Raw genomic sequence first — 20,921 nt, 5'->3', positions numbered from 1 at the left:
CTATTAGCACTTGGTACTAACATCAGTATATAAATAACAAAAAAAGAATGCAAGGGAAATTATGCCCCCCTGCATTCTTAATCCAATCTTCCACCTGATAATACACCGGACTGTTCTATTTGGCGGCGCAGACAGCGCATGTCATCCGCCTGCCAAAATTCTTCACTGTTGATCAATTGTTCTGCATCTTTTCTGGCTGTTTCCAATGCCCGATAATCGTGCACGAGATCTGCCATTTTAAATTCGGGAATACCGCTTTGCTTACGGCCGAAAAAGTCTCCAGGACCCCTCAGCTGCAGATCTTTTTCTGCAAGCACAAACCCGTCATTGGTTTCAGTCATCGTCGCCATACGTTCTTTGCCGATTTCCGTTTTCGGATCCGCCAATAGGACGCAATAGGATTGCTCACTGCCGCGTCCGACACGGCCGCGCAATTGATGCAGCTGTGACAACCCAAAACGTTCAGCATCATAAATGAGCATAAAGGACGCATTCGGTACGTTGACTCCGACTTCCACTACAGTTGTCGATACCAAGACATCGATTTTGCCTTCTGTGAACTCGCGCATGGTCTGTTCTTTTTCTTCAGAGTGCAGGCGGCCGTGCATCAATCCGACCGTAAAACGGTCTTTGAAATACATCGCCAACTGCTGAAACAGATCGACTGCATTTTGGTAATCCAATTTATCGGATTCCTCAATTAATGGACAGATGACATAAGCTTGTCGTCCAGCCGACAACTCTTTTTCCATTCGCCCAACAATTTTGCCGAACATCTCTTTTTTCATCCAGTAGGTTTCAATTTCTTTTCGGCCAACTGGCATTTCATCAATAATGGACACGTCCATTTCCCCGAAAGCAGAAATGGCCAAGGTCCGTGGAATTGGAGTAGCAGTCATGAACAGCACGTCCGGCTTATAACCTTTGTCTTTCAGGACACGCCGCTGGTCTACACCGAAACGATGCTGCTCATCAGTTATGACGAGCCCCAGTTTATGGAACTGTACTTCCGGCTGAATTAACGCGTGGGTACCGATCAGCAAATCGATTTCTCCTGCTGCCAGCTGCTGGAGGATCAATTGGCGCTTCTTGCCTTTTACCGATCCTGTCAGCAAAGCAATATTCAAAGAAAATGGCTGGAACCATTCTGCCAGTGTATTGGCATGCTGCTCAGCGAGGATTTCAGTCGGCGCCATCAAAGCGCCCTGTAACCCAGCCGTATGGGCTGCATACAACGCAATGGCCGCGACAACTGTCTTACCGGAACCTACATCCCCCTGCAACAGGCGGTTCATGCGGAACGGCTCTTTCATGTCCTTACAAATTTCATTGACTACGCGTTTTTGCGCCGCAGTCAAATCGAAAGGCAAGGCGTCAATAAAGACCTTCAAGCGCTCCAGGTCGTAGTCGATAAACGAACCGCCTTCTTCTTCACGGTTCTTTTTGCGGAGGGCCTGCATCTTCAATTGAAACATCAATAACTCTTCATAGACAAAGCGCCTGCGCGCCTGTTTGACCGCTTCCCCGTCTGGCGGAAAGTGAACCCATTCCAAGGCATCCTGAATTGAAGCCAACTGGTAAGTGTCAAGAAAGCGCTTGGGCAGACATTCTTCAATGTCTTCTTTCGCCAGATCCAACGCCTGCCTCATCAGTTTACGGAATGTTTTTTGGTGGATGCTGCCTTTCAAGCTATAGACAGGTTCAAAATCCGCGCCCTCGGTACGCGGACCGATGGAATGGCTCGAGACCGTAATCACTTGACGGCCACGGTCCCATTTTCCGGTAAGCGTGATGATTTCGCCTAAATGCAATTTCGCTTTAACATAAGGCTGATTAAAGAAAATAGCCTTAACCAAGTGACGGCCAACCAGCACCCGTACTTGTGTGCGTGATTTTTTCTTACCCAAAAAAAGGATGGAAGCTTCGCTCTCCACCCGTCCTTCCACCGTCACCCGTTCATTATGCGGTGTATCCGCCAAATCCTTCAATTGAAAATCTTCATGGCGATATGGAAATGTCATGATCAAGTCATGTATGGTCTCAATTTTCATTTCCTGCAGGGTTTCAGCGGCTTGTTTGCCGACCCCTTTTAATGTGGCGACTGAATCTTTACTGCCCACTGCCAACAACTGCTCCTCCAAAGATCTTGGACTCAAGCCACTTTCCGGTAGGAGTTGCAGCAAGTCCGCCTTTTGCAGTTTCCCGCAATGCGCTCGGCATGGATTGGCCGATTTCGAACATTGCACCGATCACTTCATCGCATGGAATGCGGCTGGTGACGCCGGCCAGGGCCATATCTGCTGCTACAACTGCGTTGGCAGCTCCCATTGCATTACGCTTCACACACGGCACTTCCACTAATCCCGCCACTGGATCGCAGACCAAGCCAAGCATGTTTTTCATCGTGATCGCAAATGCTTCCGAACTTTGCTGAGGTGTTCCGCCCGCCATTTCGATTATCGCCGCCGATGCCATTCCGGCTGCCGATCCTACTTCTGCCTGGCATCCGCCTGCTGCTCCAGAAATCGAGGCATTATTGGCTACGACAAATCCGAAAGCCCCTGCCGTAAACAAATAGCGGATCATCTGCTCTCTGGTCGGATTCAATTTATTCTGTACCGCAAATAAAGTTCCCGGCACCACGCCAGCCGATCCTGCTGTCGGTGTCGCACAAATAGTTCCCATGGCAGCGTTTACTTCATTAGTCGCAACTGCTTTGCTGACTGCATCAAGCAAAAGGTCCCCAGAGAGCGTATTGCCTTTCGCACGATAAGCCTGCAACAGGACAGCGTCTCCGCCAGTCAATCCTGACACGGAATGAACGCCTTTCAGCCCTTTTTCCACGGCTTCTTCCATGACCGTTAAATTGCGGTCCATCTGCGTCATAATATCTTCACGTGAACGGTCTGTCATGAGCATCTCCTGTTCAATCATGATTTCAGAAATCAATTTCTGCTCTTTTTCAGCCCGTTCAACCAATTCTCGTACATTACGGAATAAAGCTTCCATTTTTATGCCCTCCAATTTAATCGGCGATTCTCGTCACCTGCGTGATATTCGGAAGTTTTCTCAACTCATCCATTACTTCTCGATCCACATTTTGATCGACTTCAATGACCATTAATGCCATATGCCCTTTTTCTTTCCGGGATACTTCCATGTGGCCAATATTGATGTCGTATTTATACAAGCAGTTTGCCACATTCGCAATGCAGCCTGAACGGTCTTCATGAACTACCAGAATCGCCGGGTGATTGCCTGACAGGCGAAGTGGAAAGCCGTTCAATTCCGTAATTTCAATTTTTCCGCCGCCGATTGAAATGCCCATCATCGACATTTCAGAATCTTTATCACCGATGACGATGCGCGCTGTGTTCGGATGGTCTACATGGCCGATCTCCGGAATAAACTCAAACGACATTCCCACTTTCTCAGCTTCCTCGAATGAAGTCTTAATGCGTTCATCAAACGTGTCATAATCCAATAATCCACCAATGATTGCAACATCCGTGCTATGTCCTTTATAGGTTTCTGCAAACGAGCCATAAAGATGCACTTTTGCCCAGTCCGGCTGTCTGCCGAATAAATCCCTCGCTACTCTTCCGATGCGTGCTGCTCCCGCAGTATGCGAAGAGGATGGCCCAATCATGACTGGGCCGATTATATCAAAAACAGATTTGAACTTCATGGCTCAAACCCCTTTCTTTCAATTTACGTATATCAATAGTTTACACTATTTCGACATATTTAACAAAAATAAAAGCGCATACAGGGTATGCGCTCAAATCTTAATTTTATTGGAAAATCTAAAAAATAATATTATTCTACAGCAATTATAAACGGATAAAGAGGTTGTTTGCCTTCATGAATTTCAACTTCGACGTCGCTGTTCAGCGTTTCAATGAATTGACCCAACTTTTCAGCATCAGCCGCTGTCACATCTTCACCGAAAAGAATGGTGACAATTTCCGCTTCACTGTCCACCAGCTGTTTAGCCAGTTTTTCGGTTACCGAATCCAGGTTGCTGTCAGAGACAACGATTTTGCCTTCAGAAATCCCCATGAAGTCATCTTTTTTAATTTCGATGCCATCGATTGAAGTATCGCGGACCGCAAATGTCACAGATCCTGACTTCACATGTTTGGAAGCGCTCGCCATGGCAGCCTGGTTATCTTCCACCGAAGCATCTGGATTAAAGGCCAGCAAAGCAGACATCCCTTGAGGTACATCTTTTGTCGGTACGACTGCTGCTTCTATATCCAAAAGCTCAGCTGCCTGTTCTGCAGCCATAATAATGTTCTTGTTGTTCGGCAAGATCAGCACGCGCTCTGCGCCGATCGACTTGACCGCGTTGACGATATCTTCTGTCGATGGGTTCATCGTCTGGCCGCCTTCAATAACATAGGAAGCGCCGATGCTGCGAAGCAAGTCTGCGATACCTTCGCCCATTGCAACCGTCACCACCGCGTATGGCTGTACTGTCTGCTGTTTTGGCGCATTTTTCTGGAAGTCTTCGCCGACAATATCAATATGCTGCTGGCGCATATTTTCTATTTTCATGCTGATCAGGCTTCCGTAGTCCTGCCCATATGTAAGCACTTTTCCTGGTTCTTCCGAATGGATATGAATTTTTGCGATTTCATCATCAGCGATGACCAGCAAAGAATCTCCATACTCACTCAAATCAGAACGGAATAAAGCTTCGTTAAACTCTTTCTTGCCTTTTTCAAATTTCACCATAAACTCCGTGCAGTAGCCAAATTCAATATCAGCTGTATCCATGAAGCTGGCAATATTTTTATGATGTTCTGCGCTGACCAAGTCCGTCATTGAGTTATGCGCATGTTTTTCCGGTAATTCTTCGCCTTTCAATGAAGCCAAGAAACCTTCGTAGACATATACAAGACCTTGTCCGCCACTGTCAACGACACCCACTTCTTTCAAAACGGGCAAAAGATCCGGAGTCCGCTCTAAAGAAGCCTGTGCTTCCGCCAAAACCGTTTCGAACCATACAATGATATCTTCTTCTGTCTTCGCTGTTTCCATGCCTTTGGCAGCCGCATCTTTTGCGACCGTCAAAATTGTTCCTTCAACCGGTTTCATTACAGCTTTATACGCCGTCTCTACGCCATGCTGAAGAGCTTCAGCAAACTTAAGTGCGGACAATTCCGTTTCGGCTGCAATGTATTTGCTGAAACCTCTGAAAAGCTGAGAAAGAATAACACCCGAATTTCCTCGGGCACCCATCAACAAGCCTTTTGATAAAGCGTTTGCTGTTTTGCCGATGTGTTCTTCTGCTTGGGCAGTCGTTTCCTTCGCTCCAGAAGTCATCGATAAATTCATATTCGTTCCTGTATCGCCATCAGGCACCGGGAACACGTTTAATGCATCAACATAATCCGCATTTTGAAAAAGATGGTGTGATCCCATCTGCACCATTTCAGCGAACTTTAATCCGTTTAATGACTTCATAACTGACTCTTCCTCCTCCTACGGGTTCGTTACACGAACTCCTTGGACAAAAATGTTTACTGCTTTTACTGACATTCCTAATGTTTGGTTTACTGTGTATTTCACTTTGGACTGGACTTGATAAGCCACTTCAGAAATTTTTGTACCATAACTGATGATGACATACATATCAATGACCAAATCGTCATCTTCCTGGCGCACAAGCACTCCTTTAGCAAAATTTTCTTTGCGAAGGATATCTGTCAAGCCGTCACGTATCTGGTGTTTCGTTGCCATGCCTACAATACCATAGCATTCGATAGCGGCGCCGCCTGCTATTTGAGCAATTACATCATTGGAAATATCGATTTGACCATATTCGTTCTTCAATTCAATCGACATTGAAATTCCTCCTTGAGTCCTATTTCACTCTTTTCATTCTACCTTAAACCCTTATAGAAGAAAAGGAGGCGTTTTAGGGTGTAAAGGTTTTTTTCTTTAAAGACCTCGAAATATAGTTGCAAACCCGATATGTCTGTGGTAAATTATTAAAGTATGTGAAACGAAAAACGAACTGAAATTCTATAATAATTTTCAGCTTCACTTGTGAGGAGGGACTTACATGCCTAAAGTATGTGCAATTAGTGGACGTAAAGCTCGCGCCGGAAATGCCCGTTCGCACGCAATGAATTCGACGAAACGTACATGGGGAGCAAACCTTCAAAAAGTTCGCATCCTTGTAGACGGTAAACCGAAACGTGTATGGGTTTCTGCAAGAGCCATGAAATCAGGAAAAGTTGAGCGCGTATAATCGCTCATGGATAATGCCGGTGCTGATCTAATCAGCCCGGCATTTTTTCGTTGAAAAAGTATGCTTACATAATCGCTTCAACGTAATATAAAACTGTAAAACAGGCAACGAGAAGGAGTCTCCTTCTCGCTGCCTGTTTTGTGTCGCTTTGAATGTTTAAGCGTCGGAACTTTCCACCATCAGACAGCTTCCGCTTTGTATAATGACACTGCCATGCCCAAGCAGTTCATTGCTGACAAAGCGCGTGGTCCCGTAAGGTACAGCTTCATCGGTCACTGGGTATTTAAATCCTGACAAAGTCAACCCCTCCACTTCCTCTGCAAATGGATAAAACGAAACATAACGGTAGCGTTCATCCTTTTCCACGGCGTGCGTGCCTGGACTTAGGAAGCGAATGCGGTTTTGGTTATTCAATAGGAGAAAGTGGGTTTCCGGGAATTTCTGCTGGTAACTGAACATGATATGCAAAGCACTCATATAATGATCGAGCCGCCCGCCTGTTACCCCTGTCAAGATGACTTGATCCGGATGATAGGTCATCGCCTTCTCCAGCCCCAACTCGGTATCGGACTGTTCTTTTTCAGATGGAGCCCGTGTCAATTCCGGCATGACTGCAAGTATTTTTTCATATTCTTCAGCAGTAACCGAATCAAAATCGCCTATGGCCGCTAATGGCCGAATGCCTTTTTCGAGAAGCGTCAACGTACCCGAATCGACGCCGATATAAGAAGCTTCCGGAAAAAAAGAAAAGTCCGGCAGTTCACCTGCCGGACCTCCTGCAATCAGGATGAGTTTCACGAAATCGCCTCTTCTCCCGCTTTCCTGATCGCTTGAAGAGCCTGCGTCCGGTCTTTCTTGCTGTAGATGGCTGATCCTGCCACAAAGACAGTCGCGCCAGCTTCTGCACAAGGTTTGATGGTTTCTTCGTTGATGCCGCCATCTATTTCAATTTCGATGGAAAGGCCTTTTTCCTTAATGATATCCGACAGCTGCTTGACTTTTGGAACGACAGAATGAATGAATTTCTGTCCACCAAAACCAGGGTTTACAGTCATGAACAGGACCAAATCGATATCTTCCAACACATGCTGTATCGTTTCAATCGGTGTATGCGGGTTCAAAACGACACCCGGTTTGACGCCAAACGAACGGATCAATTGAATAGTCCGGTGAAGGTGCGGGCATGCCTCTACATGAACAGTGATAAAGTCAGCACCTGCTTTCGCAAACTCTTCAATATAAAGATCCGGATTTTCAATCATCAAATGGACATCCATCGGTAATTCCGTCAACGGGCGGATAGCATTCAAGACAATCGGCCCAAATGAAATATTCGGTACAAAATGGCCATCCATAACATCCACATGGATCCAATCTGCTCCTGCTTTTTCCACTTCCAATACTTCTTCTCCAAGTTTTGCAAAATCGGCTGCTAGAATAGACGGTGCAATTTTAATCATTTGAATACCTCGGCTTTCGGCTCATTATTTCTTCCAGGAATTTCAGGTAATGCTTATAACGGTAATCAGGAATTTCATTAGCCTCTACGGCCGCTTTAATCGCACATTTAGGTTCATTCATGTGCAAACATTCACGGAATTTGCAGTCATTGGAACGCGCTGCGAATTCCGGGAAACAGGCAGACAACTCTTCCCGTTCGATGGTTTCAAAATCGAATGAACTGAAGCCAGGCGTATCCGCCAATAAACCATTATTGACAGCAATCAGTTCAACATGGCGCGTGGTATGCTTTCCGCGGTTCAGCGCTTTGGAAATATCGTCCGTCTTCAACTCCAAAGATGGCAAGATGGTGTTCAACAAAGTTGATTTCCCCACTCCCGACTGCCCTGCCAGAACGCTGATCTTCCCTTCCAGGACGGGCATCAAACGATCTTTTAACGCAGGATCATCAATGAAAGTCGGAATTACTTCATAACCAATCTTTTCGTAATCAGCTACATAGCGTTGGATTTTGTCTTTCTCTGCCTCTTTCAGCAGATCCATTTTTGTCAGGCAAATGATCGGCTGAATCGAATGCGACTCAATAGCGGTTAAAAAACGGTCCAATAACAACGGATGGAAGTCCGGCTGTTTGGCTGAAAAAACAAGGATGGCTTGATCGACGTTTGAAATTGGGGGCCTCACCAATTCGTTTTTCCGCTCATAAACATGCAGGATCGTCCCTTCCAAATCGTTGTTTTCCGCTTTGTAGTCGACATAATCCCCGACGAGCGGCGTTATTTGGCGATTGCGAAATACCCCACGGCCACGGCATTGGATGTAACGCTGTCCGTCTTCATCCAATACGTAGTAAAATCCGCTCAATGCTTTTCTGATTTGACCTTTCGGCATCTTTCCACTCCTTTAGTTGCTGTTTAGTCTACGCTTGAATATTCAAAAGTTTCTTCTTGGATGACCGTAGAATCCCGGACGATCCTGTAAGAAGCCCTTTCTCCTTCGGCAATCTGCATTTCGATGCGATGCTGCTTGTCTTCTGTAATGGCAAACTCCTCGACAGGCTCTACCATCGTCTGTGAATTGTCCTGGACATAGATCTGGACGGTCTGCTCCACAGGCTCTTCGCCTTCTGCGGCGGGTTCAGCAGGTTCATATGGAATTTCTACAGTATGGATATAGGTTTTCATCGGTTTTTCCGGTTGGCCTGCTGAGATAACGACTTCAATTGTACTGCCAGCTTCCAACTGTTCTCCAGCAGCAGGAGTCTGGGACATGACTTTCCCCGCTTCGACTTCATCAGATGCTTGTTCCGATATTATGCGGATATTAAATCCGGAAGAACGGGCGTATTCATTGAGGTTCTCTTCTGTAAATCCTGCCAAATTCTCCACATTGCGAAGATCCGGACCTTTGCTGACAATAAACTCTACAGTGGTCTCACTGATGATGACTTCTTCACCAGCTGCGGGTTCTTGAGTCAGAATGGTGCCCACCGGCTGATCGGAAAATTCTTCACTGGACTCAGCTGGCGCAAATTTCTGTTCTTCCAGTGCTTCTTCTGCCTCTTCGAGGGTATTGCCGACAAAATCATCCATTTCAGCAACTTCTTTGCCCATACTGACAAATAATTGAATTTGGGTTTCGCGATCCCTCATTTTTCCGGCTTCCGGTATCGTTCGAACCACATGACCAGCTGCTATCTGTTCCGAGTATTCATCTGTTTCTTCACCCGCAATAAACCCTGCGGCCTGCAGTTCTTCAAGTGCTTCGTTGCGCTCCATGCCGGTTATATCCGGAACAGCTACTTGTCTTGGTTCGAATAAACCCGGAAAAGCAATAGCGAGAACCAATCCGCTGATCAGCAGAAAAGCTAGAATCCCTAAAATCCATGGCCATTTTTTCTTTTTCTTCTTGGGTGGAACTTGCTGTTCATTTTTCACTTCATTGACCGGCAATGGCATCGTTTTCGTATCCGTCACAGTCGTATAAGCAGCGGCGTCTTTGATTGCTGGCATGGCACGCGTTTCATCCTGATCCTCAGGAACCATGAATTTGGGTTCATTCAGACGTTCCGGCAATAAAGCTGTAGCCAGATCTTCTTCCATTTCATCAGCCGACTGATAACGGTGTTGCATGTTTTTTGCCGTGGCTTTTAAAACGATATTTTCCAAACTTTGAGGAAGTGCCGGAACTGTATCACGCAAAGAAGGTGTTTCGGTCTGCAGATGCTTTAAGGCAATCGATACAGCCGATTCACCGGAAAACGGCAGCTTGCCCGTGATCAATTCGTACATGACAATACCGAGTGAGTAAATATCGGATTTTTTATTTGCTGTGCCCCCGCGTGCCTGTTCAGGAGACAAGTAATGGACGGTCCCCAGCACAGAATTGGTCTGGGTGTAGGACGTTGCACTCAACGCCATGGCAATACCGAAATCGGAAATCTTCACATTGCCTTCTGCATCCATCAAAATGTTTTGAGGTTTAATGTCCCGGTGGACGATTTGATTGTGATGGGCATGTGCCAAAGCCGATGTCAATTGTTTCATAATCTCAACAGCCCGCTCAGGCGATACTGGTGAATGTTCGATTATGTACTCTTTCAAGGTTTTTCCTGGAACGTATTCCATCACCAGGTAATGGACAGATCCATCTTCGCCCACGTCAAAAATATTGACGATGTTCGGATGTGCCAGACTGGTGGTGGACAACGCTTCCCGTTGGAAACGTCTGCGCAGTTCTTCTTCATTTGAAAAATCGTAACGGAGGATTTTGATCGCGATGTCACGGTCCAAAATCATGTCATGTGCCAAATACACATTGGACATTCCACCGCCGCCAATCAATTCCTTGATTTTATAGCGGCCGTTGACGCTTTTGCCTATCAACATACTTATACCTCCTCATCCACAGAGGACAGAAGAATCAAGGAAATATTATCTTCTCCTCCAAGATCATTGGCCAAAGTGACCAGCTCCTGCCCTTTCTGGGAAAGCGGAGCTGTTGATCTGACGATGGAAGCCAATTCCTCTTTCGAAACTTTATTGCTGAGACCATCTGAACAAATCAATAGATAGGAGGCTTCATCAAAAGAGAAATTGATCATTTCCCTTTCAATCTCAGCCTCGGTCCCTAGTGCCCGGACAATCCAATTTTTCTTCGGATGTTCTTCAGCTTCTTCCTGGCTGATTTCCCCGCTGTCGACCAGCACATTGACATACGAATGGTCTCGTGTAATCTGATTGATGCCGCCATTGATCAAGTAAGCACGGCTGTCGCCGATATGGCATAGAATGCCTTCTTTGTCATCAATCAGCGCCGCAATCAACGTCGTGCCCATCCCTTTGCATTCCGGATTGGCCAACGAATGTTCAAAAACCAGCCGGTTGACTGTTTGAATCCGTTCCGAAAGCCATTTTCTTTTGCTGTCAAGCGTCAGGAACGACATTGCCTCATCTTCCAGAAAATACTGGCTGAGCTGATCGACGGTCATTTTGCTGGCAACATCGCCGGCTTTATGTCCGCCCATTCCATCCGCCACGACTGCCAATAGGAGGCCGTCGGGGCGTTTTAATACCGCCACACTGTCCTCATTTACTTCACGGATCCTACCTGTATCACTTTCTACCACATACCGAAACAAATCATGACACCCCGATTCTAATCTTATCCTGCTTTAAGCTGTTGCTGTTTTCTGGGTCTTTTGAAAAGCCGCGATGAAAAAACCATCGCTTCCATAATCCTGCGGAAATACCTGAACAAAGCCTGTATGCTTGATTCCCATGGCTGCAGGCAAGGCTGCCTGGATTTTCTCCATTTCAGGATGTTCTTTCAAAAACTGTTCAGCTGTCCCTCTGTTTTCCATGGCATCCACTGTACAGGTGCTGTAGACCAGTATGCCGCCTTCTTTCAATAGGCGGGCTGCCTGGTCCAGCAGCTCGAGTTGGATTTTCTGCAGACGGGCGAAGTCCTCTTCTTTTTTCGTATACTTAATATCAGGTTTACGTTTGATGACACCCAAACCGCTGCACGGAGCATCCACCAGGATGCGGTCGAATTTTTCTTCACCGAAACGTTCAACGCTTTTCTTGCCGTCGCCCACTTCTGTTTCAATGACCGTGTGGCCCAATCGCTTGGCTGTTTCGTCAATCAGCTTTACTTTATGTGCGTGCAGGTCAAGCGCATACAAAGTTCCGCTATTGTTCATCTTTTCCGCAATGTGGGTGGTTTTGCCGCCAGGTGCTGCGCACATATCAAGCACGGTCATGTCCGGTTCAACCTGCAGGGCATAAGCCGGCAGCATGGAACTTTCATCTTGGATGGTGATAAAACCTTTTTCGAATGTAGCCGTGCGGGCAGGTTGGCCATTTGTGACAATCAGGCATTCCGGGATGAATTTACTCGGCACTGCCTCCAGTTCTTCTGATTCAAGCATTTCAATCACTTCTTCGACTGTGGCACGGGTGGTGTTGACACGGACAGTCTGCAATGGCGTTTTGTTGTTTTCCAATGCCATTTCACGTGTTTTTTCCAAACCGAATTGTTCTGCCCAACGTCTGATCATCCAGATTGGGTGGCTCGTTTCGATGGAAATCTTTTCGTATGGGTCACTGATGGTGTTGAACGAACGGACGCCATTGCGCTGAACTGAACGCAGAACGCCATTGACCACAGAAGCCACTCCGCCATGTCCACGGCGTTTTGCGATTTCAACCGCCTCATGGACCACTGCGTGTGCAGGAATCCGATCCAAGTAGACAATCTGGTACAAGGATAATCTCAGCAAGGTTTTAACCCAAGGTTCGATTTTCCCTTTCAGGTAAGGTTCCAGGTAATAATCCAGTGTCATTTGATGCTGGAGAGTGCCATATGTGATTTCCGTCAGCAAGCCCCTGTTTTTAGCTGCAATGCCATAGCTTTCAATCGTCTGGTGAAGCAATAAGTTGCTGTAAGCCTGCTTGTTCTCCACTGCCCATAGGATTGAGAATGCGGCATCGCGGACGTTGCCTTGAAGTTTTTTATTTTTCATTCGAATAAATCTCCTGCCTGGATTTTAGGTCCTTTTAAATACTCTTTTGCCGTCATGCGTTTTTTTCCTGCCGGCTGCAATTCGGTGATGGCCAAAACGCCTTCTCCGGTCTGGACCAAAATCGAGTCTTCGGTCAAGCCGACAACTTTGCCGGCTTGGCCGCTGGCATTTGATGACGTTTTTTCAGCCCACCAGATTTTCATATTCGCTCCATTGAACGTTGTGTAAGCAACTGGCCATGGATGCAATCCCCGAACTTGGTTATAGATGGCCGCAGCTGGCTTCGACCAGTCGATGCGTTCCTGCTCACGCGAAATATTGCGGGCATAAGTAACCGCCTGTTCGTCCTGAGGTATGCGTTCGTTTGTTCCCGCAATAATCGGCGGCAGCGTTCTCTTCAACAAATCACGACCAGCAATGCTCAGCTTGTCGAACATGCTGCCGGTATGGTCGCGTTCTTCAATCGGTACGACCACCTGCGAGATGATATCGCCAGCGTCCAACCGGTCCACCATGTACATGATTGTAACGCCTGTTTCTTTCTGGCCATCCATGATGGCTTGATGGATCGGCGCGCCTCCGCGGTATGCCGGCAACAACGACGCATGGACATTGATGGCTCCAAGTTTCGGTGCTTCCAAAATCTCACTTGGCAAAATCTGCCCAAAAGCTGCAGTAACAATTAAATCAGCTTCAAGATCCAACACATGTTGAAGCTCTTCCGGATTTTTCAGTTTTTCCGGCTGATAGACCGGCAATCCAAGGCGCATCGCTTCTTCTTTAACCGGTGTTGCCGTCATAATTTTTTTGCGACCGACTGGCCGATCCGGCTGCGTAACGACGGAAATGACTTCATAGCCTTCTTCGACGAGCATCCGCAAGATCGGTGCGGAAAAGGCAGGGGTTCCCATAAATACGATTTTGGTCAAACCTGTTCCTCCTCTTCTTCCTGCTGGCGGATCATTTCATCCAATTCTTCCTGTGTCACATATTTTGTTATTTTGCTGGTAAACAAGACGCCGTCCAAATGGTCCATTTCATGCTGGATCGCGCGGGCTTCATAACCTTCTGCTTCCAGCTCATACCAGGAACCGTCGCGTTCCTGTGCCTTAATCTTGATGTGATCATAGCGCTCCACTTCCCCAAAAATCCCTGGGAAGCTGAGACAGCCTTCAATATCGGTTTCAGCACCTTCAAATAGCACCAGTTCCGGATTGATCATTTCAATCGGATCCTGCCCTTCACGGAAATCAACGATCGCGGCACGAATTGCTACGCCTACTTGAGGGGCGGCAATGCCGACGCCATCCGATTCCACCATCGTTTCATGCATATCATCCAAAAGAGCCGCCAGTTTTTTATCAAAAGCCGTCACCGGCTGACATTTCGTTTCCAATACTTCGTTCGGGTGTTTTACTACCATTCGAATAGACATATTCATTTCCTCTTTTCTTTTACATGACCGATGTCGGATTCATGTCAATCGACAGCGTGGCGCCTTTTTTCAGCCATTCCGTACGATGGATTTTGATCAGTTGCTGCATCGTATCGGTCAGTTTCGGTTCTTTTTTGTATTTTATCAAACATTGATAGCGATATCTATTGTTGACACGGGCGATCAGGGAAGCTGAGGGCCCGATGATCAAGGTATTGGGAGACAAGTGGCTCTTCAAATAACGGACCGTTTGATCGGCATATTCAGCCACTGTCATTAAATCTTCATGCGTAAACTGGATGTTGACGACATAGTAATACGGCGGATAACCGCTCGCTCTGCGCATGGCCATTTCCTGTTCATAAAACGGCTCATACAATTGGTCTTTCGCCAATGTGATGGCGTAATGTTCCGGCGTATAGGATTGGACAAAAACCGTCCCCGGCAGAATATCCCGCCCTGCGCGGCCGCTGACCTGCGTCAGCAATTGATAGGTCTTTTCCGCCGCCCGGAAGTCAGGCAGATGCAAAGTAGTATCCGCCGACAACACACCTACTAATGTGATATTCGGAAAATCCAAGCCTTTGGCGATCATTTGGGTACCCAGCAGGATGTCTGCTTTGCCTTCGCCAAAAGCGGACAGGATTTTCTCATGCGCACCTTTATTGCGCGTCGTGTCGACATCCATTCGAAGAACGCGTGCTTCCGGCACCACTTTCGCCAGCTCTTCTTCGACTTTCTGCGTGCCGGTTCCGAAAAACCGAATATGCTCGCTTTCACATTCCGGACAGGTTTTTGGTACGCGTTCATCATAGCCGCAATAATGGCATTTCATCGTTTCGCTTGAGCGGTGGTAAGTCAGCGAAATATCACAATTGGGGCATTGCATGACCGTTCCGCAATCCCGGCATAACACAAATGATGAATAGCCGCGTTTATTGAGGAACAATACGGTCTGCTGCTTTTTCTCCAGACGGTCGCGGATAGCATCCGCTAATTGCACCGAAAACATGGACCGGTTGCCGTTGCGCAGTTCTTCCCGCATATCCACAATATGGACATCGGGCAATGGTTGGTTTTTTGCCCGTTTTTCCAGTACCAGCAATTCATAGACGCCTTTTTGTGCACGTGCATATGATTCCAATGAAGGCGTTGCGCTGCCAAGAATAACCGGACAATTATGGTATTCACTGCGCCAAATGGCCATGTCGCGTGCATGATAGCGTGGGGAATCGTCCTGCTTATAGCTGGATTCATGCTCTTCATCCAGAATGATCAGACCCAGATTCTGAAAAGGCGCAAAAATAGCCGAACGTGCCCCTACTACCACTTTCACTTCAGCCCGCTGGATTTTTCGCCATTCATCGTATTTTTCGCCAGCCGACAATCCACTGTGCAAAACAGCGACCTGGTCTCCGAAACGCTCTTTAAAGCGAATGGTCATTTGAGGGGTCAGCGAAATTTCCGGCACCAGCATGATCGCTTCTTTTCCTTGCTTCAGCACCTGGTCGATGGTCTGCAGATAGATTTCGGTCTTCCCACTGCCAGTAATGCCATGCAGCAGAAAGGTCTTCGGTGTATTCAATGCATTTTCAATCGAATCAAAAGCAATTTGTTGGGCTCCGGTCAATTGCAGCGACGATTTTTGCTCGATTTCAGTCAGCAGCTTCGGATCCCGGTACGATTCCATATTGGAAATCTGAGCGGCTTCTTTTTCCACTAAGCTGTAGATTGTCGGCAGCGAAACCTCCGCTTCTTTCTGAAGTTGGGAAGATTCGATCGAGCGGCCTGCATTTCTCAGGAAAAAGTCCATCAACTTGAGCTGTTGCTTGGCATTGGCACGAATTTCAATGGCTTCCAGCTTTTCAATGCTGTCAGAGATATGAATCATACGGACTTTTTTAACAGCGGTTTGCTGTTGAATATCGGTATCCGCAATGATTGTGCCTTTTTCCATCTCTTTTTTCAGCAGACTGTATATGTCCACTGCGTCCTGCAGCCGGATAAAAGGCCGTTTTTCGAAATAAATGCGCAAAGGCGCTGCAATTTCTTCAAGCGGTGCATTCAGTACAAAACGCTTCTCGTATTTTGCCCGCAAAGCTGCTGGCACCATGACCTGCAGCGCGTCAATTTCAAAACAAACCGTTTGCTCTTTCATCCATTGGGCCATCTTCAGCAGTTCTTCATTTAAAACCGGCACCACGTCCATCAGCTCATGAATCGGTTTCAGGCGTTTCGGGTCAAATTCTGAAGTCTCTTTGAGCTTAGTGATGAACCCCAGTACTTTGCGGTTGCCAAAAGGCACTTTGACACGCATTCCCGGCTCTGCCAGTACTGCCACTTCTTTTGGAATGGCATAATCAAAAGGGCGGTCGATCGGATGGGCAGCTACGTCCACAATGACTTCAGCTATCATGCAGTTTTTCCTTTTCCGTAATCAAGTCAAGCAATTGGCGGGCCAATTGCTGCTTGGACATCATGTCAAATGCTTGTTCAAAGCCGTTTTTCCCGTAGACTGTCACCCGATTGGTATCCGATTCAAAGCCCGCCTGTGCTTCTGTTACATCATTGGCAATAATATAATCTGCATTTTTACGTTCCAATTTATCTTTGGCGTATTGTCCAACATCATTGGTCTCGGCCGCGAAACCGATCAACACCTGGTTTTTCTTGTTTTCGCCTAACTGTTGAAGGATATCGACTGTCCGTTCAAGAACGATGGTCGAGCCGCCTTCTTGTTTCTTCATTTTTCGATCAGCTACTGTTTTTGGTCGGTAATCAGCCACAGCAGCCGTTTTGATGACGTAATCTGAACTGTCGTAATGCGCTTCGACTGCCTGCAGCATATCTTCAGCACTTTCCACCAGTATCCGGGTAACGCCGCTTGGCACCGGCAATGACACGGGACCGCTGATTAAAATGGTTTCGGCTCCCATCTCCGCAGCAGCACCTGCCATGGCATAGCCCATCTTGCCGCTTGAAAAATTGGTCAGAAACCGAACAGGATCGATGCGTTCACGTGTCGGCCCAGCGGTAACAATGACTTTTTTTCCAGCAAGTTTATGCTCGCGCGTAAAATAACCTTTGACGAGCTCTGTGATTTTCTCCGGCTCTTCAAGGCGTCCTTTGCCGACATAGCCACAGGCCAAAAAGCCTTCGGAAGGTTCGATAAAACGGATGCCGTCTGCATGAAGCTGCTGGATGTTGCGTTTCACTGCCGGATGGTCGTACATATGGACATTCATTGCCGGAGCAATCCAGATAGGAGCGGTTGCTGCCAACAAAGTAGTCGTGACCATATCGTCACCAATGCCGCCGGCCAATTTGCCGATGACATTGGCTGTGCCCGGCGCAACAATGATCAGGTCTGCCCAATCCGCAAGATCGATATGCGCGATGACGGAAGAATCCTTCTCATCAAATGTATCGGTATAGACATCGTTTCTGGACATGACCTGGAACGTCAGCGGCTGCACAAATTGCTGTGCTGAACGGGTCATGATGACTTTAACGGAAGCTCCCGCCTGAGAAAGCTTGCTGACAAGCGCCACAGCTTTATAGACGGCAATTCCTCCGCTGACACATAGTAGGATTTTACGATTCTCCAACAACTCAAACACCCTTTCTAAACAACAAACTCCCAAAGAACAAGTTTGCTCTGGGAGTCGTCTGTTGCGATTAATGGTTAAATTTCGTCTTCGTATACTGCAAATTCATCTTGTTTTTCCTGTGTCAAAGCGCCGGCGGCTACTTCTTCAAGTGCTTTTCCGACCGATTTAGTAGAAACATATGAATCCAATTTTTCATCACCGTGTTCGTGCAATTGGCGTGCACGTTTAGAAGCAAGCGCAACCAGCGAGTATTTTGAATCAATTCGGCTTTTCAGTTTATCAACGGATGGGTATAACATCAGACATTCTCCTTTAGCATATCAAAATATCGTTTTTCAACACGTTCACGTTTGCAATGCTCCGCAATAATGATGGCATTGATTCGGTCACAGGCATTTTCAACTTCATCATTTTCGACTACATAATCGTACAAGTTCATCATTTCCAACTCTTGCCTCGCGGCTTGCAGGCGGGAAGCGATCACGTCATCCGATTCGGTGCCACGCCCGACCAGCCGTTCTTCAAGTTCCGACAGGCTCGGCGGCGCCAAAAAGATAAACAGGCCATCCGGAACTTTCGAACGGACCTGGGCAGCACCCTGTACTTCGATTTCCAGAAATACATCACGGCCCGCATCGCGCATCTTGTTGACGTACTCAAGCGGTGTCCCATAGTAATTTCCGACAAACTCTGCATATTCGAGCAGTTGATCCTGCTCGATCAATTCCTCAAACTCACTGCGTGTTTTAAAGAAATAATCGACTTCATCAACTTCCCCTTCCCGTGGCGCTCTGGTCGTCATCGAGATGGAGTATTCATAATTTGTATCCGGCTGTGAGAACAGCTCTTTTCTTACGGTGCCTTTTCCAACACCCGAAGGCCCTGATAGGACTATCAGCAGTCCACGTTGGTTTCTCATTTTATCCCTCACTTGCCTCGTCATCATTTTCTTTCAAACGCCAGAACTACAGGTTCCTGCTCTGCCGTTACCGGATCACCCGATGTGCCGTTCCATTTTCGCGTCCAGCAAATCGAACTGAATTCTCCTGCTTTTCACAGATTGTTTCACGGACATTTTCTGCTGAACCTTATTCTTCGTTTTCTAACTAACTGTCTTATTATATCATAATACACCGAGAAAATGATAAGATGGAACAAAACGATTTGAAAGAGGGATATTTAATGGCATTTGATGGATTATTTACAAAATCGATGACAAGCGAACTTCAACAGCTCGTCACCGGCAGAATTTCAAAAGTTCATCAGCCCAACCAGCTTGAACTGCTTCTACATATACGTGCCCAAGGAAAGAACCATAAATTGTTGATTTCCATCCATCCGTCCTATTCACGGATTCACTTGACGGCCGCAGCAAACATCAACCCTTCTGAACCGCCGATGTTCTGCATGCTGCTTCGCAAGCACATCGAAGGCGGCGTCATCACCGAAATCTCCCAATACGGGATGGACCGCCTGATCATGCTGAAGATCAAAGCAAAAAATGAAATCGGCGATGACATCGAACGTGAACTCCACGTCGAAATGATGGGTCGGCATTCGAACGTCATCCTGATCGATGCGGAGCGTACGATGATTCTCGACAGCTTGAAACATTTGCCGCCAAGCGTCAACTCTTTTCGCACCATTCTTCCCGGCCAGCCTTATATCTTCCCTCCATCCCAGGAGAAAAAAGATCCGTTCGAAGCAGCCGAGGAATTGGCGGTTACAGAGCCAACAGAAATCGTCAGCCAATTTTCCGGATTTTCTCCATTAAATGCGCGTGAACTTGCATTTCGTCTGGAAACTTCCGACAAGAAGGCGGCAATTGCTGAAGCATTTCTGGCAGATTTCCTGAAACAGCAGCCACAAGGCTATTATGTCGAACATGGCGGCAAAAGCTTTTTCTCTGCCACTCCGTTGACCCATATCCAAGAAGAAGGACTGGAATTCCCGACACTTGGTGAACTGCTTGACCGGATGTATTACGCAAAAGCCGAACGCGACCGTGTTAAACAGCAGGCCGGGGATCTGGAAAGATGGCTGCAAAATGAAATTTCCAAGTTGAAACTGAAGCTGAAGAAATTGAAAAAAGAACAGGACCAAGCTGAAAAACGTGAAACGCTTCAATTAAATGGCGAATTGATCATGGCCAACCTTCACCGCATCACCAAAGGCATGAAGGAAATCGAAGTCGACAATTATTACAACGATGAAAAAGTCACCATCACGTTGGATCCGCGGAAAACGCCGATCGACAATTCCCAGCGTTATTATTCACGCTACCAGAAAGCGAAAACAGCCGTCGTCAAAACCCAGGAACAAATCGACAAAACGACAGAGGATATCGAGTATTTCGAGACCTTGATGTCTCAAGTCCAACAAGCCGGCATTTCCGATATCGAAGAAATCCGTGAAGAACTCGCTGAGCAAGGGTTTATGAAGGCTCAAAAATCAAAGAAAAAGAAAAAACCGACCAAGCCTTCTGTAGAAGCCTATGTTTCTTCTAGCGGAACGCCAATCTCTGTCGGCAAAAACAACAAGCAAAACGATTACGTGACATTCAAAGTAGCTTCCAAATCCGATACATGGCTTCATACAAAAGACATTCCGGGTTCACACGTCATCATCCATGACAGCAATCCCGATGAAACGACTATACTCGAAGCTGCTACGATTGCTGCTTACTTCAGCAAAGCACGTGAATCTTCTTCTGTACCGGTCGATTACACTGAAGTCCGCCAAGTGAAAAAGCCGAATGGCTCAAAACCTGGATTCGTCATTTATTTTGAACAGAAAACCGTATTCGTCACGCCAGATGAAGAACTGGTCATTAAATTGAAAAAATAAGTTAGGATGCCGGAAAGCTTTATGCTTTCCGGTTTTTTATTGAAGTTAATCAGTGAACTGCAATTAACATGGAATTCCACAGTTTATTGGAGAGAATTGACCTATTTATCCAAGCAGTCTGTTTACTCCTTCATCACTCTTAGACATCATGTTAACAAGTTTATTTACTGCGAAATTGAAAGCGTAATGACTGCACTCATTTAGTTTACATAACATTAATATGTTAAACCGAAAGAGTTTTCACACATATTAAGCATAACCCGTTGCCCTGGCCAGACT

At 46.7% G+C, this 20,921-nt stretch carries 19 protein-coding genes; 2 read left to right on the top strand and 17 right to left on the bottom strand.

Features of this window, described 5'->3' with window-relative positions; genetic code table 11:
• Positions 1 to 77: 77 nt before the first annotated feature.
• The 5 genes from recG to H9630_RS03225 all read right to left on the bottom strand — a co-directional run bounded on the left by recG (position 78) and on the right by H9630_RS03225 (position 5,853).
• The gene (gene recG, locus H9630_RS03245; protein WP_191714496.1) at positions 78 to 2,120 is read right to left on the bottom strand and encodes an ATP-dependent DNA helicase RecG; all 2,043 of its coding nucleotides are present in this window, start codon (positions 2,118 to 2,120) and stop codon (positions 78 to 80) included.
• Entirely contained in the window at positions 2,110 to 3,009 is a 900-nt protein-coding gene (gene sdaAA / locus H9630_RS03240; RefSeq protein ID WP_191714038.1) for an L-serine ammonia-lyase, iron-sulfur-dependent, subunit alpha, read from the bottom strand. Before sdaAA ends, recG begins: the two co-directional genes overlap by 11 nt.
• Before the next feature lie 16 nt (positions 3,010 to 3,025).
• A complete protein-coding gene (gene sdaAB / locus H9630_RS03235) occupies positions 3,026 to 3,688 on the bottom strand; it encodes an L-serine ammonia-lyase, iron-sulfur-dependent subunit beta (protein ID WP_191714037.1) in 663 nt (220 codons plus the stop codon).
• A 131-nt stretch (positions 3,689 to 3,819) separates the two neighbouring features.
• The gene (locus tag H9630_RS03230) at positions 3,820 to 5,472 is read right to left on the bottom strand and encodes a DAK2 domain-containing protein (protein WP_191714036.1); all 1,653 of its coding nucleotides are present in this window, start codon (positions 5,470 to 5,472) and stop codon (positions 3,820 to 3,822) included.
• Positions 5,473 to 5,490: 18 nt separating this feature from the next.
• Positions 5,491 to 5,853: an Asp23/Gls24 family envelope stress response protein gene (locus H9630_RS03225; protein ID WP_191714035.1), complete on the bottom strand. Its 363-nt coding sequence runs from the start codon at positions 5,851 to 5,853 to the stop codon at positions 5,491 to 5,493.
• A 220-nt stretch (positions 5,854 to 6,073) separates the two neighbouring features.
• Here H9630_RS03225 and rpmB point away from each other — a divergent pair, with 220 nt between their 5' ends.
• Entirely contained in the window at positions 6,074 to 6,262 is a 189-nt protein-coding gene (rpmB, locus tag H9630_RS03220) for a 50S ribosomal protein L28 (protein WP_049693306.1), read from the top strand.
• 156 nt (positions 6,263 to 6,418) lie between these two features.
• Here rpmB and H9630_RS03215 read toward each other — a convergent pair whose 3' ends face one another.
• The 12 genes from H9630_RS03215 to gmk form a co-directional block, all read right to left on the bottom strand.
• Entirely contained in the window at positions 6,419 to 7,060 is a 642-nt protein-coding gene (locus H9630_RS03215; RefSeq protein ID WP_191714034.1) for a thiamine diphosphokinase, read from the bottom strand.
• Entirely contained in the window at positions 7,057 to 7,722 is a 666-nt protein-coding gene (gene rpe, locus H9630_RS03210) for a ribulose-phosphate 3-epimerase (protein ID WP_191714033.1), read from the bottom strand. Before rpe ends, H9630_RS03215 begins: the two co-directional genes overlap by 4 nt.
• Positions 7,715 to 8,614, bottom strand: coding sequence for a ribosome small subunit-dependent GTPase A (rsgA, locus tag H9630_RS03205; protein ID WP_191714032.1), 900 nt, complete (start codon positions 8,612 to 8,614; stop codon positions 7,715 to 7,717). The genes rpe and rsgA overlap by 8 nt, the downstream gene beginning before the upstream one ends.
• Positions 8,615 to 8,637: 23 nt before the next feature.
• Complete coding sequence (gene pknB, locus H9630_RS03200) at positions 8,638 to 10,611, bottom strand: Stk1 family PASTA domain-containing Ser/Thr kinase (protein ID WP_191714031.1); 1,974 nt, start codon at positions 10,609 to 10,611, stop codon at positions 8,638 to 8,640.
• A gap of 2 nt (positions 10,612 to 10,613) precedes the next feature.
• Positions 10,614 to 11,363, bottom strand: coding sequence for a Stp1/IreP family PP2C-type Ser/Thr phosphatase (locus tag H9630_RS03195; RefSeq protein ID WP_191714030.1), 750 nt, complete (start codon positions 11,361 to 11,363; stop codon positions 10,614 to 10,616).
• Positions 11,364 to 11,396: 33 nt separating this feature from the next.
• Positions 11,397 to 12,749 carry a 16S rRNA (cytosine(967)-C(5))-methyltransferase RsmB gene (gene rsmB / locus H9630_RS03190; protein ID WP_191714029.1) on the bottom strand — a complete coding sequence of 451 codons (1,353 nt, stop codon included), beginning with the start codon at positions 12,747 to 12,749 and terminating at the stop codon, positions 11,397 to 11,399.
• Complete coding sequence (fmt, locus tag H9630_RS03185) at positions 12,746 to 13,678, bottom strand: methionyl-tRNA formyltransferase (protein ID WP_191714028.1); 933 nt, start codon at positions 13,676 to 13,678, stop codon at positions 12,746 to 12,748. Before fmt ends, rsmB begins: the two co-directional genes overlap by 4 nt.
• Positions 13,675 to 14,184 (bottom strand): peptide deformylase, encoded by a 510-nt coding sequence (def, locus tag H9630_RS03180; RefSeq protein ID WP_191714027.1) that lies wholly within the window; start codon positions 14,182 to 14,184, stop codon positions 13,675 to 13,677. Before def ends, fmt begins: the two co-directional genes overlap by 4 nt.
• A gap of 19 nt (positions 14,185 to 14,203) precedes the next feature.
• Positions 14,204 to 16,600, bottom strand: a complete 2,397-nt coding sequence (gene priA / locus H9630_RS03175; RefSeq protein WP_191714026.1) for a primosomal protein N' — start codon at positions 16,598 to 16,600, stop codon at positions 14,204 to 14,206.
• Positions 16,590 to 17,795 (bottom strand): bifunctional phosphopantothenoylcysteine decarboxylase/phosphopantothenate--cysteine ligase CoaBC, encoded by a 1,206-nt coding sequence (coaBC, locus tag H9630_RS03170; protein WP_191714025.1) that lies wholly within the window; start codon positions 17,793 to 17,795, stop codon positions 16,590 to 16,592. Before coaBC ends, priA begins: the two co-directional genes overlap by 11 nt.
• A 74-nt stretch (positions 17,796 to 17,869) precedes the next feature.
• Positions 17,870 to 18,094, bottom strand: coding sequence for a DNA-directed RNA polymerase subunit omega (gene rpoZ / locus H9630_RS03165; RefSeq protein WP_142826599.1), 225 nt, complete (start codon positions 18,092 to 18,094; stop codon positions 17,870 to 17,872).
• Entirely contained in the window at positions 18,094 to 18,714 is a 621-nt protein-coding gene (gene gmk, locus H9630_RS03160) for a guanylate kinase (protein WP_191714024.1), read from the bottom strand. Before gmk ends, rpoZ begins: the two co-directional genes overlap by 1 nt.
• Positions 18,715 to 18,977: 263 nt before the next feature.
• Between gmk and H9630_RS03155 the strand changes: the two genes are divergently transcribed.
• Complete coding sequence (locus tag H9630_RS03155; RefSeq protein WP_191714023.1) at positions 18,978 to 20,642, top strand: Rqc2 family fibronectin-binding protein; 1,665 nt, start codon at positions 18,978 to 18,980, stop codon at positions 20,640 to 20,642.
• The last annotated feature ends 279 nt before the right edge of the window (positions 20,643 to 20,921 follow it).

The sequence above is a fragment of the Planococcus wigleyi genome (assembly GCF_014836985.1).
GTDB lineage: Bacteria > Bacillota > Bacilli > Bacillales_A > Planococcaceae > Planococcus > Planococcus notacanthi.
This window is presented reverse-complemented; position numbering and strand designations above follow the sequence as displayed.